Source organism: Gordonia sp. UBA7860, from assembly GCF_002500165.1.
In the GTDB taxonomy this organism is placed as follows: Bacteria; Actinomycetota; Actinomycetes; order Mycobacteriales; family Mycobacteriaceae; genus Gordonia; species Gordonia sputi.
Window position 1 is genome coordinate 1 of sequence record NZ_DLSO01000120.1, and the last position, 19,337, is coordinate 19,337.

Here is a 19,337-nt window from a genome sequence, read left to right on the forward strand (position 1 = left end):
TTCGATCTCGGCGGCAACTCGTTGTCGGCTACTCAGGTGGCCGCTCGCGTCGGTGAGGTGCTCGACGCCGACGTCCCCGTGCGCATGCTGTTCGACGCACCATCGGTTCGCGACCTGTCTGCACGGGTGACGGTAGCCACGGGCGCCGGTGCTCGGCTGGTTGCCACCGAGCGAGGTGAACGCCCGCCCCTGTCGTTCGCGCAGACGCGCATGTGGTTCATCAATCGCATAGACCCGACGTCGTCGGAGTACAACATTCCGATCGTGCTGCGCCTCACGGGTGATCTCGACGAAGACGCTCTGGTTCACGCGGTCCACGACGTGGTGACCCGCCACGAGGTTCTCCGCACTCGTTACCCATCGGTGGACGGTGACCCGTTCCAAGAGGTCCTCGACCCGGAGGCGGCACTGGCGCACCTCGATGTGGCCGTGGTGGAGGCGCCCGGCGGCGATGCGACACAGTCAGCCGATGGCGTGGTGCGCGAGGTCGAGGCACTCACGAGGCGGGGGTTCGACCTCGCTGTGGAGATCCCGGTGCGCGTGCGCCTTCTGCGCGTGCGCGATCGGGCAACCGGTGACCGGCAGTGGGTGCTCGTCGCGGTCATCCATCACGCGGCCGCCGACGGATTCTCGATGACACCACTGGTATCGGATCTCGCGCGCGCTTATGAAGAACGGCACGGATCGCCGGGACGGGCCCTCCCGACCCTCGCGCCGCTGGCGGTGCAGTACGCCGATTTCGCCCTGTGGCAGCGGGAGCGACTCGGCAATCGTGACGACGAGTCGTCGAGGCTGTCCACGCAGTTGGACTACTGGCGAGCGATCCTCGCCGACGTTCCTCCGGTCACGGCCATCGCTACCGACCGTCCGCGCGGGGCGATCGCGGACAAGCGCGGCGCGTCGGTCGAGTTCGAGATTCCCGCCGATCTGCGTGCGCGCCTGACCGAACTCGAGGCTCAAGCGGGCGTGACGACGTTCATGCTCCTACACGCCGCGCTGGCCATCCTCGTCGCCTCGTCGTCGGCTCCCGAGGATGCGGGACGCCACGACGTGGTCATCGGAGCACCGATCGCTGGTCGCGGGGTCGCGGTCCTCGACGACATGGTCGGTATGTTCGTCAACAGCGTCGTGCTGCGAACCGAGGTGATCTCGGGAGTGCGTGTCGCCGAGTTCCTCGCCGCGGTTCGCGCAGCGGATGTGGATGCCTTCTCGCACTCGGAGGTTCCGTTCGAGATTCTCGTCGACGAGATCGCGCCGGTTCGCACGCAGTCGTTCGATCCTCTCTTCCAGATCGCGCTCACCTATCAGAATTTCGCCGAACCGCATGAACTGACGCTGCCGGATGTGCGATTCGAGCGTATGGAACCGGCCACGACGGTCGCCAAGTCTGAACTGGACTTCTTCTTCTCCGGGTCCGACTCCACTGACGCACAAGCGTCGCTGAACGGCCAACTGACCTACGCCACAGCATTGTTCGACGAAGACACCGCTGTCGACCTCTGTCGCCGTTTCGTTTCGACCCTCGAGTCCCTGGTGGCTGCAGCGCACTCGACTGCCACGGTCGGTGACCTCATGGAACTGACCGGCGACTCGCTCTCACGAGTCCTCGATATCGAAGCCGGTCGGGTCCGCGAGACCGAGGACGCGACGTGGCCAGAACTCGTCGAGGACCGGTTTGCCGTGTCGGGTGATGATCTCGCGATCGTGACCCCGACGGCGGAGCTCACTTTCGATGAACTCGCCGGTCGCGCTCGCAGGCTCGCTCGAGCTCTGATCGAGGCCGGTGTCGGTCCATCGGTGACCGTCGGTGTCGGTATCGGACACGGCGTCGAGCAGCTTGTCGCGATCTATGCTGTCGCCCTGGCGGGCGGCGCGTACGTCCCGGTCGATCCGGTCCTGCCGGATGACAGATTGTCTGATCTCCTGCGCCAGGCGCACGCACACATCGTCGTGACGACCGAAGCGTCGGACGGCACTGCGTCAGCGTTGAATAGCACCGAGGCGTCGAATTCCGAAGACCGCGTGACGAATTCAACGCGTATTCGGTTCGGCCGCATCGACGGGGTCACCGACGTCATCTCGCTCGATCTGCTCGATCTCGATGCCTACGATGCCTCGCCGGTCACCGATGAGGAGCGCACCCGCCCACGTCATCCTGACGATCCCGCATACGTGCTCTTCACGTCGGGGTCGACCGGCGTGCCCAAGGGCGTCGTCGTCACCTTCGCCAACCTCGGCAACTACGCCCTGTGGTGGCAGTCGACGGCGCGCCTCACGACGCGCGACCGTCGACTCCGCCTTGCGCCCTACACATTTGACGGATCGCTCGACGACATCGTAGCCCCGATCGTGTCGGGGGCACCGATCGTCGTTGCCGATCAACCGCGTGCGGACGTCGCCCGGCTGGTACAGACGATCGACCGTTTCGGTGTCACCTCGCTGTTCGCGGTTCCTTCACTGCTGTCGGCGATGCTCGACATCGCCGATCACGGTCAGCTCGACTCACTGCGCGTCGTCGATTCGGGCGGTGAGGCGCTCACGCCGGAGCTGGCTCGACGATTGCTGTCGGTGCTGCCCGGCAGGCTGCTCAACTCGTACGGTCCGACGGAGACAACGGTCGGGGCTGCGCTCGCCGAGGTGACCACCGGCCTCCTCGACGGGACCGTCGGTGGCGCTGTGCCGATCGGTCGACCCGTGGACAACACGAGGGTCTATGTGCTCGGTGACCGGCTTCAGCGCGTGGCTGTCGGTGTTCCGGGCGAGTTGTACATCGCGGGCGCAGGTGTCGCTCGCGAGTACGTCGGGCAGCCGGGGCGTACCGCCGAGCGCTTCGTCGCATCGCCGTACGGCGACGGCGAGCGCATGTACCGGACGGGCGACATGGCGCGCTGGCGCAGCGACGGGTTGCTGGAGTATCTGGGGCGCACGGACTTCCAGGTGAAGCTACGCGGCCAGCGACTCGAACCCGGCGAGGTCGTCGCGGTGCTGGAGCAGGCTGACGGCGTAGCCGCAGCAGCGGTCATCGTGGTGACCGCACCCTCGGGCGCGGATCACCTTGCCGCTTACCTGGTGGCAGCTGGACACGCACTCGATGTGGAAGCGGTGGCCGACTTCGCTGCTCGACGTCTTCCCGAGTACATGCGGCCGACGGTGTGGACTGTCCTCGATCACGACCTACCACGCAACGCGGCGGGCAAGCTCGACCGAAAAGCGCTGCCTGCACCGGAATTCGGCAGCGACGAGTTCGTCGAGCCGGCGACCGAGACCGAACGACTGCTCGCCGAGGTGGTCTCACAGGTGCTCGACATCGACCGCGTCTCGGTATCGGACAGCTTCTTCGAACTCGGGGGGTCCTCGCTGACCGCCATGCGTGTCGTGGCGCTCGGCTCGGATGCGCTCGGTGTCCCGCTTCAGGTAGCCGATGTCTTCGCCGCGCCGACGATTCGTGAACTCGCCCGAGGCATCGACCGTTCCCGCCCGGAGCGGCTTTCGCTCGTCGCGGGCCCCCGCCCGACACGAATACCGCTGTCCTTCGCACAGCAGCGAATCTGGATCCTCAACCAGCTCGACCCCGGGTCTGGCGTCTACAACATCCCGAGCCTGCTTCACCTGACCGGCGCCGTCGACATCGACGCACTGCACGCGGCCTTCGTCGACGTGGTGGAACGTCACGAGGTGCTGCGCACGCTGTTCCCCGCGCTGGCAGGGTCGAACACTGTCGACTCCACGAACCCGTCACCGCTCACGTCGCAACGAATCGACCCGGCCGCGGTGCCCACGCAGCAGATCATTGAGGCAGGCTACGACGCCGTCGACTGGAAGAGGGTCGACAACGTCGCAGAACTGGAGGCCGCCGCGGTCGACGGGTTCGATGTCACCCGCGAACTACCGGTGCGGGTCCGGCTTCTCGCCGTCGGCGATGGTTGGCAGATGATGGTCGTCATCCACCACATCGCCGGCGACGGTGGCTCCATCGCTCCGCTCATGGCGGATCTGGCAGGCGCGTACGAAGCGCGAAAGAATGGGCGGGCGCCGCAGTTCGAGCCGTTACCGGTGCAGTACGCCGACTTCGCGCTCTGGCAGCGCGCAGCACTCGGCGACGCCGACAACGTCGAATCGGAACTCGCTGCACAGGAACGCTATTGGGTAACGGCTCTCGACGGTGTACCGGATGTTCTTCCCCTGCCGCTCGATCGGCGGCGACCTCGAGTGGCATCGTCGGCAGGCGACGTGGTCGATTTCACGATCCCGGCCGACCTCGTCGAGCGTGCACGGGACCTGGCCACGTCCCGCCAGTCCACACTCTTCATGGTGGCGCAGGCCGCGCTGGTCATCGTGCTCCGCAGGCTATCGGGCATCGACGACATCACCATCGGCGCACCGATTGCCGGTAGGACGCAGTCGGTGACCGAGCCGCTCGTGGGCATGTTCGTCAACACACTCGTGTTGCGAACCACGGTCGACCCCCAGTGGGATGTCGACGCTCTGCTAGGCGATATCCGTGCGACCGATGTCGCCGCCTTCGCGCATGCCGATATTCCGTTCGAGGAGATAGTCGATGCGGTGTCGCCGGTCCGGTCCGAGGCATTCGAACCATTGGCACAGGTCTATCTGACCGTCGAACCAGACGTCACGGGCGACGACGGATTCGATATCGCCGGGATGCACGTTCAACCGCAGCCGGCGCATACGCATTTCGCCAAGGTCGACCTGCTGTTCTCGCTCACCCCCGCCGGCGACGGTTCGATGTCGGGCCAGATCGTCTACGCCACCGATATTTTCGACGAGTCGACCGTTGCCGCGATTGCGGATCGGTATCTTCTGGCACTGGACTGGCTGACTCAGCGGCAGCAACGGCAGGTCTGTGAACTCGGTCTTCTGCTCACCGACGAGCAGCGAACGCTCGTCCCGGCGAGAACCCCGCGTGACGGTGCGACCGCTCCGCGGACGATCCGTCAGATTCTCCGCGCACGTGAGACGGAGCAGCATCAGGGTTCGGGTGGTGCGCTCGACGTGCCGGATGACCATCCAGCGCTGATCGCAGGCGACCGGGTCATCACCTATGCAGAGTTCGAATCGACGACGAATCGTATGGCGCGAGAACTGATCGCTGCCGGGGTTGGGCCGGATATGCCGGTCGCCGTGGTGATCTCGCGTTCTGCCGAGCTGCCGATCGCGGTGTGGTCGGTGGTCAAGGCGGGCGGGGCTTACCTCCCGGTCGACCCGCGCCATCCCGCCGAGCGCATCCGGTACATGCTGCGTGACTCCGGGGTGTCGGTCGCGGTCACCGTCTCCGCCGACCGCAGCGCGTGCGACGGCATCGACGGCATCGAGGTGATCGTGCTCGACGACCCCGCCACCGCGAAGCGACTGGCGCAACGGTCCGACGCCGTTGTCGATGACGATGAACTGCGCGCTCCTGTTCACCTGGATTCACTGGCCTACCTGATCTACACATCGGGTTCTACCGGTCTGCCGAAAGCTGTTGCGGTCACTCATCGCGGCCTGGCGGACATGGTGTCTGAGCAACGCAGGGTCTCGGGCGACCAGCCGGACATCCGGGTACTTCTGGTGGCGTCGCCGAGCTTTGACGTCTCGTTCTTCGAGTTGATCTGGGCGTATTCGGTGGGTGCGACGTCGGTCGTGTCCCCGGCTGACGTCTACGGTGGTGACGATCTCGCCGAGGTGATCCGCGAGGGTCGAGTGACCGACCTGATCATCACTCCGTCGGTGCTGGCCACCGTCGACCCCGAGGGGCTACCGGATGTTCGGCATCTGATCGTGGCCGGAGAGGCGTGTCCGCCGGAACTGGTATCGCGGTGGGGTTCTCGCGTCGAGATGCACAACCTGTACGGGCCGGCCGAGGTCACCGTCGTATCGACGATGAGCCGCCTGCTCCCGGCAGAGGTCGTGCCGATCGGGCGTCCGATCAGCGGTATATCCGTCGTGGTGCTCGACGATTACCTCAATCCGGTACCGGTCGGCGTCGCGGGTGAGTTGTATGTGATCGCCGACGGAGTCGCGCGCGGATATCTCAACAGGCCGGGATTGACCGCTGAGCGATTCGTCGCGAATCCCTACGGGGGCGCGGGTAGTCGGATGTACCGCACCGGCGACGTGGTGCGGTGGTTGTCGGGCGATGGATCGGCGGAGCCTCGACTCGAGTACGTGGGCCGGTCGGACTTCCAGGTGAAGATCAACGGCCAGCGAATCGAACTCGGCGAGATCGACGCGGCCCTGGCATCTCTGGACAGTGTCGAGACCGCCCACACGATCGGCGTCGAGGGGCCGGGCGGCGGCACGCGCCTGGTGAGCTATGTGGTAACCGCCGATCCGGGTTCTTTCGACAGTGCGCGCGCAATCGATGCTGTCGCGACGCAGTTGGCGGAGTTCATGGTGCCGTCGGCGGTGGTTGCGCTCGAGAGGCTGCCGCTCGCGCCAACCGGCAAACTCGATCGGGCCGCACTACCTCCGGCGGTGTTCGCCGATGACGGGGCGCACGAGGCGCCGCGGTCGGACACGGAGCGGTTGATCGGCGGGATGATGGCCGGCCTCCTCGGCCGCGACGAGGTCAGCGTGACCGAGTCCTTCTTCGCGCTCGGCGGCGACTCGATCATGTCGATTCAGTTGTCGTCCCTGCTCCGGTCGGCCGGATTCGACATCCGTCCGCGTGACATCTTCGAGCACAAGACCGTCAGGTCCATGGCGGCGCTTGTCGCTGCGCCCGAGCAGACCACGCTGCCCGAACTCGCCGGTGGCGGCCACGGCCGCGTGCCGTTGTTGCCGGCAGCACAGTGGATGTTCGAGAGGTCGGACACCCCTGCGGATTTCGCCGACTTCTCGCAGTCGTTGGTGCTCACTCTTCCCGCGGACTTCGACGATCCGTGCATCATCACCGCGGTCGACGCCGTGGTGCGAGCCCATCCGATGCTCGCCTCGACGTTGAGGATCGACGATTCAGGCGAACGTTATCTCCATGCCGCAGAATCGATCGACGTCGGTGCGGTGCTGACCAGTGCGACAGTGGACGCCGAGCCGGGTACGGATGAGTTCGCCTCCCGTGTGACCGAAGCCCACGCGAATGCTCTGCGTCTGCTCGATCCGACGGCGGGCACCATGCTGCGACTCGCCGCGATCCGCAGCGAGCGCACCGGTTCAGGGCGCCTCGTTCTCGCGATCCATCACCTCGCGGTGGACGCCGTCTCGTGGCAGACCATCGTTGCCGATCTCGTCGCCGCGGGACAGTCTTGCGCGTCCGGCGAACGTCCCTCGGTGACACCCGAGGCGACCTCCATGCGACGGTGGGCGGTCGGGGTGCACGAGTTGGCCCCCACACGCGAGGCGGAGGCTGCGCTGTGGGACCGCATGCTGCCGCAACAGCGGACGGAGCCGTTCGGTATCCGTGATCGGGTCCGCGACCGCGAGTACACCCTGCGTCATGCGATCACCCACATTGCGTCCGACCCCACCGAACGGCTTCTCACCACGGTTGCCACGGCTTTCGACGTCCGTGTCAACGATCTGCTGGTTGCCGCGCTCGCCGCTGCAACGTCGCGGTGGCACGGCGTCGGAGCCGACGGGGCGGTCCTGGAATCGTTCACCGCACTGCTCGAAGCTCATGGCCGCGAGGAGTCGGTGATCGGCGGAGCCGATCTGACGAGGACCGTGGGGTGGTTCACCACACTCGCGCCACTCACGTTCGCTCTCGGCGACTGCGCTGACGAGAAGTCGCTCATCGCTCTCGTCAAGCGGGTGAAGGAAGCGTCTCGTGCCCTGCCCGACAACGGATTCGGATTCGGGCTGCATCGATATCTGCTGCCGGGATCGCCGGTGCGTAACCGTGAGCTGCCAGACGTCACCGTGAACTTCCTCGGGAACACCGGTGGAAACGGGACGGGAGACCACGCCGAAGAGAACCTGATCGCGCTGGCACCCGCCCCCGAGCAGTATCGGCTCGATTCGACAGTCTCCGGCGGCATGGTGTCGGCGGGCGCGCTCGACGTGAATGTCGGAACCGTCACCGGACCGTCCGGACGAGAGTTCGAGGTGTCCTGGCGGTACCTGCCCACGGCGCTCGACGACACCGCGCTTGCCGAACTCGCATCGCATTTCGCAGACATCCTCGCCGAGATCGCCGATAGCGTCGACGCGCGTGGGGGACTGGTGGGGTACTCGCCCTCCGACATCCCCGCCACCGGGCTCGACCAGGAAGCGATCGACGGGCTCGACCGCCGTTACCCGGGCGCTGAGATCTGGCCGCTCGCCGTGCTCCAGAAGGGCCTGTACTTCCACTCGGAGATGGCGAAGTCGTCCTCGGAGTTCGTCGATCCCTATGTGGCGCAATCGGTGGTGTACCTGCGGGGTGACATCGATCTGTCGAGACTGCACCGGGCGGTCGACTCGGTGGTTCACCGACACCCGGCGCTGCGTGCCGGGTTTGTCCGCACCGACTCGGGGGCCGTCGTTTCTGTGATCCCTGCAGACGTCGAGGTTCCCTGGCGCACAATCGATCTCCGTGACCATGGGCTCGGCGACGCTGAGCAGCACGCAGAAGGGGTTGCACACCGGGACCGGATCGAACCGTTCGATCTCGGGTCGCCGCCGCTGATCCGGTTCGCAGTGGTGTTGATGCCCGACGGGCGCCATCGGCTGATCGTGACCAACCATCACATCATTCTCGACGGCTGGTCGTCGCCGATCGTGCTCGGCGACCTTCTCGCCGCCTATCACGTCGATGACGGGCAGCAGTCCGATGGCCGCGTCGGTGACGAGCACCGCGGGTTCCACGACTACCTCGGGTGGCTGTTCGCACAGGATCACGACAGGGCGCTGGCCGCATGGAAGTCGGCGATGTCTGTGTTGGAGGGGCCAACCGTTGTTGCGAGTGGCTCGACCGTCGAGGTCACGACGCAGATCTCGGTGACGGCGCGAACCGGTACGGCGCTGTGCACCCGACTGGCGGAGGTGGCCAGGGAGAACGAGATCACCCTGACCGAGGTGGTCGAGACGGTCTGGGCGTTGTTGTTGGCGCGGATGACCGGACAAGACGTCGTCTGTTTCGGTGAGACGGTCTCGGGGCGTCCGTCGACGCTCGACGGTGTCGAGTCGGCTGTCGGCTTGTTCATCAACACCATCCCGGTCGTCGCAAACGTCTCATCGGCAGGCACCTTTGCCGACGCGATGAATGCGGTTCACGAGATGAAGCTCTCGACGCTCGATCACCACCACGTCGATCTCGCCGAGATTGCCGCCATGAGCGGCCATGCGGCGCTGTTCGACACGCTGTTCGTCTTCGAGTCGTACCCGGTGGATCGAGAAGCCATCGCCCACGCCGGCGACCTCGGCGCACTCCGTGTCGATGACGTCGAGATGTCCGACGCCAGCCACTATCCGCTGACATGCAGCGTGTCGCCGGTCGCAGCGGCTGATGCGGGTGCCGGGCCCGATCTCGAGATCCGACTAGCGTATTCGCCCGATCACCTCGGACAGGCCCAGGTCGAGGCGTTGTCGCGCGCGTTCGTTCACGTTCTCGGGCAGGTGGCGCAACGGCCGTCGATGCCGGTCGCCGACATCGGAATGCTCACCGATTCGGAGAGCGATGAGGTCGTCGCCGCGTCGCGTGGACGTCGGGTTGACATCGGCTCGGAGACAATCGCAGATCTCTTTGCTCACGTCGTCGCGACCAAGGGATCTTCGCCCGCGGTGGTATCGGACGATCGGGTCATCGACTACACCGAACTCGGTGCACGAGCGGCATTGCTGGCACGTGGGCTGATCAGCGCAGGTTCCGGTCCCGACGACGTTGTCCTGGTCTACATGCCGCGTTCGGCGGCCACCGTTGTTGCATTCCACGGCATCGTCGCGGCAGGCGCCGTCTATCTTCCGGTCGATGTCGCGACCCCAGGGGATCGGCTCACCTACATTGCGCGAACCGCGTCGATACGGGCCGTTGTGATCGATTCGTCTGGTCCGCGGGTTCCTGCCGGGTGTATCGATGCCGACGTTCCGGTGCTCGAAGTTGACCTCACAGCGGAGGTCGCAGGTGGAGACGAGCCGTCGACTGCGCTGCCAGTGAATGCGGATCGCCATGCGGAGCTTCGGCCGGACAACGGGCTGTGCATGATCTTCACCTCCGGATCGACGGGCAGGCCGAAGGGGGCTGAGCTCTCTCACCGTTCTGTGCTCTCGCACCGTCGCTACGACGCGGAGGTGTGCGAGGTCGGCGATGGCGATGTGTTCCTGATGGCTGCCTCGCCTGCGTTCGACCTGTCGGTGCTCGAGCTCATCCGACCGCTGCCATCAGGAGCATCGCTGGTTATTGCGGGAGACGTTGCGCGCGATCCACTTCTGATGTCCTCGGCAATTCGCCGCCACGGTGTCACTGCAGCGATTCTGGTGCCCTCGGTTCTGGCCACGTTCCTCGACGTGGTGCCCGACGAGGAGATCCGCCAACTCAGCAGTCTGCGTTCGCTGGCGACCGGAGGCGAGGCGTTGCGTCCCGCGTTGCGCCAACGTACGCGAGAGCTACTCCCACATGTTGCGATCGGCAACATCTACGGTCCGGCTGAGGCGACCTTCTACGTGACTGCATTCGACGTCACCAGAACGTCGTCGACGCCGATCGGGCAACCGGTCTGGAACACCGACGCGTTCGTCCTGGACGACCGATTGAGGCCGGTTCCCACGGGTATGGCCGGAGAGCTGTATCTCGGCGGAATTCAGTTGGCGCGGGGATACACTCGTCGTCCCAGCCTCACCGCAGCCTCGTTCGTCGCGAGTCCGTTCGACGCGGGTGAACGTCTTTACCGCACGGGTGACATGGTCTGCCGCATGGCGGGAGGAGCGCTCCAGTATCTGGGACGCAAGGACTTCCAGGTCAAACTTCGCGGTCAGCGGATCGAACTGGGCGAGATCGAAGCGGTGCTGTCTGCGGCCCCCGGTGTGGGGGAGTGTGCGGTTGCGGTACGAAGCGGCGGGGGAGGCGATCGCCTCGTCGCCTACATCAGTCCGGCGTCTGACTCGGAGCTCGACCTCGATGAGGTGCGCGCACACGTCGCACACAAGCTCGTCAAGTACATGCAACCGACGGCGTGGGTGGTTCTCGACGAGTTGCCCACCACGATCACGGGAAAGATCGACCGGAAAGCGCTGCCCGAACCGACCATCGACGTCGACGAGTATGTCGCGCCGGTGACAGATGTCGAGTGTGTGCTCGCCGACGTCTTCGGAGACGTCCTCGGTGTCGAGAACGTCTCGGTGACCGGTGACTTCTTCGACCTGGGTGGAAACTCACTGTCGGCAACACGATTGGCGGCTCGGGCGTCCTCGGCACTCGGTGTCGACGTGTCGGTTCGGACCGTGTTCGAGGCTCCGACGATTCGCGAGTTGGTTGCACGCCTCGATACGGCGGGGCCATCGGCGTCGATTACCCCACTGCGCGTCATGCCGCGTCCCGAGCGGATTCCGCTGTCGAATGCGCAGCAACGGATCTGGTTCATCAACTCATTCGACGCAGCTGCTGCGGCGTACAACGTCCCGATGACTCTCCGGATCACCGGCGGTCTGGACGTGACGGCGTTGCGCCTGGCATTCGCTGACGTGGTGAATCGGCACGAGGTGCTCAGGACCACCTTCCCCGCGGTCGAGGGCGTGCCCTACCAGGACATCCACGAACTCACAGAGCAATGGCGCATCGACATCGCGGAGGTCGCCGATCGCGCAGCGCTTGATGCTGCGATCGCCGAGGGTTTCGACCTCGCCGCGCAACTCCCGATCCGCGTGCGGTTGCTACGTGAAGACGAGTCGACGCACCTGCTGGTTGTCGTGCTGCATCACATCGTCGCGGACGGTGAGTCGATGGGGCCGTTCCTGGGTGATCTGATCACCGCTTATGCCGCCAGAACGTCGGGTCGTGCGCCCGCATTCGGACCTGTGCCGGTGCAGTACGCGGATTTCGCGCTGTGGCAACGAGATGCACTCGGCGATGTCGACGACGCCACGTCGCCATTGGGTGCGCAGGTTCAGTACTGGCTCGACACCCTCGCCGATATTCCGGAGGTGACCACGCTCCCGGCCGATCGGCCGCGTCCACCGGTGGCCTCCCTGCACGGAGACACCACCGAGGTGCAGATATCCGCAGACCTCGCCGCCGCGCTGCGGCGAGTCGCGGCCGACCACAGTGCGACCACGTTCATGGTGTTGCATGCCGCACTGAGTGTGTTCGTCCGGCGACTGTCCGACGAGCGGGTCCAGGCCATCAGTACCCCGGTCGCCGGCCGCGGTGACGAGCAGATCGATCCACTCGTCGGAATGTTCGTCAATACGCTCGTGCTCAGGTCGGAGATCGAGGGGGACGACACGTTCCACGACGTTCTCGGCCGAGTACGGGACGCTGATATCGAGGCTTTCGCACATGCCGACGTGCCCTTCGAGTATCTGGTCGAACGCCTGAACCCGGTTCGCTCAGAGAGTTTCGCTCCGCTGAGTCAGATCATGCTCGCGGTACATCACCGCGACTCGACTCCGGTGGAGTTGCCGGGTCTCACCGTGGAGCCCCTGGCGGTTGACCGAACCGTTGCGCAGGTCGATCTCACTTTCGATCTCACGGTCACCGACGACCCCGACGCGGCGATCGGGGGGTGGCTCAACTACGCTACCGATCTCTTCGAACCGGCCACCGCTCGCAGCATGGTGCAGCGGTTCCTCGACGTGTTGCGCGCGGTCGTCGACGATCCGTCTGTTGCAGTTCTCGATATCGATCTTCGCTCCGACACAGAGCGTGCTGCGCAGCGCGCGCTCGAGACGGGTGATGTTGCGTCTATCGCGACCGCCACCCTGCCCGATGCGCTGGCCGAACACATGAGTGACGATGCGACCGCGCTGGTGACTGACGAGCGCGAAGTCGGCTATGCGGAGTTCTCCACTCGGGTCAACGATCTCGCTCGACGGCTCATCGATGCCGGTATTGGTCCGGAAGTGGCTGTCGCCGTGTGCATCCCGCGTTCGGTTGAGATGATGGTCGCCATCCACGCCGTGCTCGCAGCGGGTGGTCAGTATGTTCCCGTCGACGTGTCCACGCCCGCCGAGCGGGTGCTCTACATGTTCGAGACCGCACAGGTCGAGCTCGCACTGGTCGGTACGGACGTCCCGGACTCGGTCGGGTCGGCACCGGTGAGGTGTATGGCGGTCGACGCGACCACGCCGGTGCAGCCGACGCCTGCGGTCTCTGATGCCGACCGGCGCAGTCCGCTCCGGGCAGACCACCCGGCCTACACGTTCTTCACGTCGGGTTCGACGGGACGACCCAAGGGTGTGACGGTCACGCACGCAGCCGTGGTCAACCGCCTCTACTGGGGTCTGCATCAATTGCCCATCGACTCGCGCGACACGGTGGTCCAGAAGACGCCGTTCACCTTTGACTGCTCGGTGCCGGAGCTCTTCGCGCCCCTGATGGTCGGTGCGCGGATGGCACTGCCTCGTCCCGGTGGCCACGCAGATCCGCGCTATCTCGCGCAGTTCATCGAGACCACCGGTGCGACAATGGTCCACTTCGTGCCCTCGATGCTCGCGGTGTTCCTCGAGATCGTCGGTCGCTCTGGTACACAGCAACTCTCGACGGTGCGGCTGCTCTCTGCAACGGGCGAGGCACTGCCACCGGCAGTGGCAGGTGACGCGCTTCGCGTGTTCGGGGATGTCGAGTTCTACAACCTCTACGGTCCCACCGAGGCTGCCGTCGAGATCACCTATGCGCCGGTGCTCGCAGACGATCTCGATCGTTCGAGCGTGCCGATCGGTGTGCCGGTCTGGAACTCGAGCGCCCACGTCCTCGACGCCCGGTTACACAAGGTGCCGACGGGCGTTGCAGGCGAGTTGTACCTGGGTGGCGTGCAATTGGCACGCGGCTACGCCAACCGTCCCGATCTGACCGCGGAACGTTTCGTCGCAGATCCCTTCGGTGCACCGGGGGAGCGGCTGTACCGGACCGGTGACCTCGTGCGATGGAATGCCGACGGACAACTCGAATATCTGGGGCGGACCGACTTCCAGGTCAAACTCCGCGGCCAGCGAATCGAACTCGGTGAGATCGAGACCGTCCTGGCCGCTGCACCCGGAGTCGTGCACGCGGCGGCCACCGTCACTGTCGCAGGTGGGGGTGAGCATCTCGTGGGCTACCTCGCCGGCCCCGATATCGATCTCGACGAGGTGCGGCAGGCGATCTCCGACGAACTGCCGGAGTACATGTGCCCGACCGTCTGGGTGGTGCTCGACGACGCTCCGTTGAACAGCGCGGGAAAGCTCGACCGGCGCGCCCTACCAGAGCCGGTTGTGGAATCCGGCGCCTTCGTTGCGCCTGAATCGGATATCGAGGTCCGTATCGCGGCGGTGATGGCCGACGTGCTCGGGATGGACACCGCTTCGGCGACAGAGAGTTTCTTCGATCTCGGTGGTAACTCGTTGTCAGCTGCACGCCTCGCGGCGCGGCTTGGCATAGAGTTCGATACCGACGTCCCGGTCCGCGACGTCTTCGAGTCTCCGACGGTGCGCGAACTCGCCGCGATCGTCGAGCCGGGCACGGTCGACGCCGTCGGGTTGGCACCGATGCAGCGGCCTGGCAGGATTCCATTATCGCTTGCGCAACAACGCATCTGGTTCATCAATAGCTTCGACACCAGTGATCCGTCGTACAACATCCCTGTCGTCCTGGAGTTGTCCGGTGCACTCGACGTCGCAGCGCTGCGCGAGGCGCTCGTCGATGTGGTGATTCGCCACGAGAGCCTGCGCACCACATTCCCCGTCGCCGCGGGCGAGCCGTATCAGTTGATCCACTCCGCTGAGTCGAGCGATCGCGAACTCGATTGGGCAGTAGTGGATTCCGACGACGAGGCCATAGCGGCGACGAGTGCGGGCTTCGACCTCACGCATGAGATGCCGCTACGCGTGCGCCTGCATCGGAAGGGCCCAGACGACCACCTGCTCGTGGTGGTCCTGCATCACATCGCAGGTGACGGGGGTTCGGTCGGTCCGTTCGTTCGCGATGTGGTGGGTGCCTACCTGGCGCGCCGGGACGGTCGTGCCCCCGGTCTGATGCCGTTGCCCATCCAGCTGGCCGATTACGCGCTGTGGCAGCGTGCCCAGCTCGGCGCGGTCGACGACGAGAACTCATCACTCGGCCGCCAGTTGCGTTACTGGGGTGAGCATCTCGCGGGTCTTCCCGACCTGCTCGAGTTGCCGACCGATCGGCCGCGACCTGCGGTCCGGACGAGTGGCGGTGCGCGGGTCCCGTTCGTCATCGACCACACCATCGCCCGGCGTGTCGTCGCACTGGCGCAACAGCATTCAGCAACGCCGTTCATGGTGCTGCATGCTGCCCTGAGCGCAGTCCTCGGGCGTATGGCGGCCACCAACGACGTGGCGGTCGGCACCCCTGTCGCCGGACGCGGGCGGCCGGAGCTCGACGACCTCATCGGTATGTTCGTCAACACACTGGTCCTGCGCCTCGACGTCGACTCCAGCGTCGGATTCGATGCGCTGCTCGATCAGGCACGCGCCGTCGATCTCGACGCGTACGCCAACGCCGACGTCCCGTTCGAATACCTCGTCGACGAACTGGCGCCGGTGCGGTCGGAAGCGTTCGCGCCGTTGACCCAGGTGCTGCTGTCGGTCGAGCAGGAACAGCCGACACAGTTGTCGGTGGAGGGACTCACACTCACAGCGCTCGATGCGGGGGACACCTCTGCCAAGGTCGACCTCACCATCGGCGTCGACGTGTCCGGAGACGACTGGCTCGGGTCGGTGATCTACGCAACCGACCTCTACGACGAGCAGTCGGTGGCCACGTTGATGGAACGGTGCATACGCTTCCTCGACGCAGTGACGCGGTCGCCCTCGACGCCGCTGGGCGACGTCGAGGTTCTCGACCCATCCGAACGCGACGAGTTGACGCCGGTCGGGGGCCGCGAGCCGGCCGAACCGACGCTGCTCGCCGACCTCTTCGCTGCAGCAAGCGCCGCCCGACCCGACCACCTGGCGGTCATCGACGGTGACGGGGCCACACTGACCTACCGCGAACTCGACGAGCGATCCACCCAGCTCGCCCGCGTCCTCATCGATCGCGGCATCGGCGTCGAAGATCATGTGGCATTGGCGCTGGGGCGCTCGGTGGAATTGCTGACGGCGATCTCGGCGGTCGCGAAGACCGGAGCCGCCTACGTACCCATCGATCCCGACTATCCGCCGGAGCGCGTCGCGAACATGATCGCGGATTCCGGTGCACGCATCGGGCTCACCGTTGCCGCAACGGATATGGCTGCTTCCGCCGATGACGTGGACTGGATGGTGCTCGACGTCGAACCCGCCCGGTCGGATATCCGACGGCGCACGACCGCTCCGCTGGGGGCACGGGAGCGCCCGCGGACCGCGATCGACAACACCGCATACGTCATCTACACCTCGGGGTCGACGGGCCGCCCCAAGGGCGTCTCGGTCACGCATCGCGGACTGCACAACTTCGCCGTCGAGGAGATCGCGCGCCTCGGCGCAGACGCGGACTCGCGGGTGCTCGGGTTCGCCTCGCCGAGCTTCGACGCGTCCGTCCTCGAGTACTTGATGGCGATCGTCACCCGCTCGACCCTCGTCTATCGCCCGACCGATGCTGTCGGCGGTGCTGCGTTGCAACGCTTCATGCGCGACCAGCGGGTCACCCATACCTTCCTGACGCCGTCGGTCCTGGCCACACTCGACCCCGGGCAACTGCCCGATCTGCGCTCGCTGGCCGCGGGTGGCGAGGCCGTTCCCGGCGGTCTGGTCGAGGCATGGGCACCGCATGTGGAGATCCACAATCTCTACGGGCCCACCGAGACGACGATCGGTATCACCATCTCGACGCCGCTGCGGGCCGGAGAACCGGTTCTGCTCGGCGGCCCGCTCGACGGTGTCGGACTGCAGGTGCTCGACGCGCGGTTGCATCCGGTGCCTGTCGGGGTGGTCGGCGAACTGTACGTTTCCGGCGTCTGTCTCTCGCGCGGATATCTCGACCGCCCGGGCCTGACCGCCGATCGTTTCGTCGCGAATCCGTATGGCGAATCGGGCTCTCGGATGTATCGGACCGGCGACCTCGTGCGCTGGGTCATCGATTCCGATGGTGTTCTCTCCCTGTTGTATTCGGGTCGCACCGACGACCAGGTGAAGCTGCGCGGCCTGCGCGTCGAGCTCGGAGAGATCGAGACGACGCTCACGGCACACCCCGCTGTGGATGCCGCGGTGGTGCTCGGTGTGGGCGGATCGGTGGCGACCGCGTTGGCCGCCTACGTGGTTGCCGGTGTCCCGGTCGCTCCGGCCGACCTGCGCGCACATCTGGCCAAAACGTTGCCGCAGTACATGATTCCTTCGTCGATCACGTTGCTCGACGAGCTCCCGCTGACCCCGGTCGGAAAGCTCGACAAGGCGGCACTGCCAGAGCCGGACGCAGACGTCTTCGACGACGAGTACACGGCACCCGAGAACTCCATCGAGGAGACCGTCGCGGCGATCATGGCCGACGTCCTCGGCGTCGAACGGGTGTCGACGTCGTCGTCGTTCTTCGATCTCGGCGGCAACTCGCTCTCGGCGACGCGGTTGTGTGCACGGATCGGCGAAGCGCTCGACATCGACGTGCCGGTCCGAGTGGTTTTCCAGGGGCCGACACCACGCGAGATGAGCGCCCGGCTCGCCCTCGACGGAGGCCCGGGGCGTGAACCGCTGACAGCCGCAGCGCGTCCGGAGCGTATCCCGCTGTCCTTCGCCCAAACCCGCATGTGGTTCATCAACCAGTTCGACGTGACATCTGCCGCGTACAACGTGCCGGTGGCGCTTCGAATCAGGGGGCCGCTCGACCTCTCGGCTCTTCAGCTCGCGTTCGTCGACACCATCACCCGCCACGAGGTGTTGCGTACGGTGTTCCCCGCTGACGACAACGGCGTGCCTTATCAGCGCATCCTTTCTGCAGACGAGGTCGACGAGTGGCTCGACTGGTCGGTCGTGTCCGGGACCGGCGGTAGCGCCCTCGACGAAGCGATGCACTGTGCTGTCGAGGGATTCGACGTCGTACACGAGCCGCCGATCCGCTGTCGGGTGGCGACGGTGGGCGCCGACGAACACGTCGTGGTGTTGGTGACCCACCACATCGCCTCGGATGCGCAGTCGGCTCCAGTTCTGGCCAACGACCTGATCGCGGCCTACGGCGCGCGCTCACTGGGCCGGTCCCCGCGGTGGACGCCGTTGGCCGTGCAGTACGCCGACTTCGCCCTGTGGCAGCACAGAGTGCTCGGGTCGGTCGACGACATCGATTCGGTGTCGGCCCGTCAGCTCGCGTTCTGGCGCGCCCAACTGGCCGATCTTCCGGCAGTGTTGTCGCTGCCGACCGATCGTGCGCGCCCGCCCGTGTTCGACCCGACGGGCAACACCTTCGGCATGCGGATCGAGCACGAAGAATTGGCAGGCGTTCTCGACCTCGCTCGCGCACACGGTGCGACACCGTTCATGGTGGTACACGCCGCATTGGCCGTGACACTGCAGCGATTGACCGGCAGCACCGATATTGCGCTCGGCTCGGCCACCGCCGGCCGCGGTCAGGCGGCACTCGACGATCTCGTCGGCATGTTCGTCAACACGGTCGTTCTCCGCGCCCATGTCGATCCGGACGAGACCGTCGACAACCTCATCCTCCGGGTACGTGACACCGATCTCGAAGCGTTCGCTCACGCTGACATCCCGTTCGAGCAACTCGTCGACGCGCTGGCCCCGGATCGCTCGACAGCGTATGCCCCGCTATTCCAAGTGGGTTTCAACTACCTCGTGGAACCGGGCGCCGCGCACGACGACGCCCGGCTCGGGCAGTCGGGATTGCGCGTCGACTTCCTCGAGCCAGAAACGCCCGCAACGAAATTCGATCTCGCATTCGGGTTCGTCGAAGAACCCGGAAGCGACGGTACGCGCTCGCTTCGCGCCGAGATCACCTACGCGACTGCCCTGTTCGACGAGCAGACCATCGAACGATGTGGAGCGGTCTTCCGGCGCGTGCTCGCCGCAATGGTGTCCGAGAGCAGCCGAGCGGTCGGCGACATCGGGGTCCTCGACGAGGCCACGGCAGCCGATCTCGTGCCGATGCGCACGCCGCGTTACCCGGGCGTCGGCCCGGCGACACTCCGCGAGATCATTTCCGGACGCGAGGTGCCCTCGGAGAGAGCAGCCGTCATCGAAGGCGACGTGGCCCTGGACTATCGCGAGTTCGACGCCGCGACCAATCGCTTGGCGCACCGCCTCATCGCCCACGGCGTCGGCCCGGATGTTCCCGTCGCCAT

1 protein-coding gene (running past one end of the window) is annotated in these 19,337 nt (G+C 65.9%); it reads left to right on the forward strand.

Translation table 11 applies throughout. The features are described 5' to 3' along the window. On the forward strand, nucleotides 1-19,337 hold part of the coding region annotated (locus B3T59_RS14820; RefSeq protein ID WP_287003997.1) for a non-ribosomal peptide synthase/polyketide synthase (this coding region is incomplete at its 5' end). 10,546 nt of the annotated region lie beyond the right edge of the window; 19,337 of 29,883 annotated nt are visible.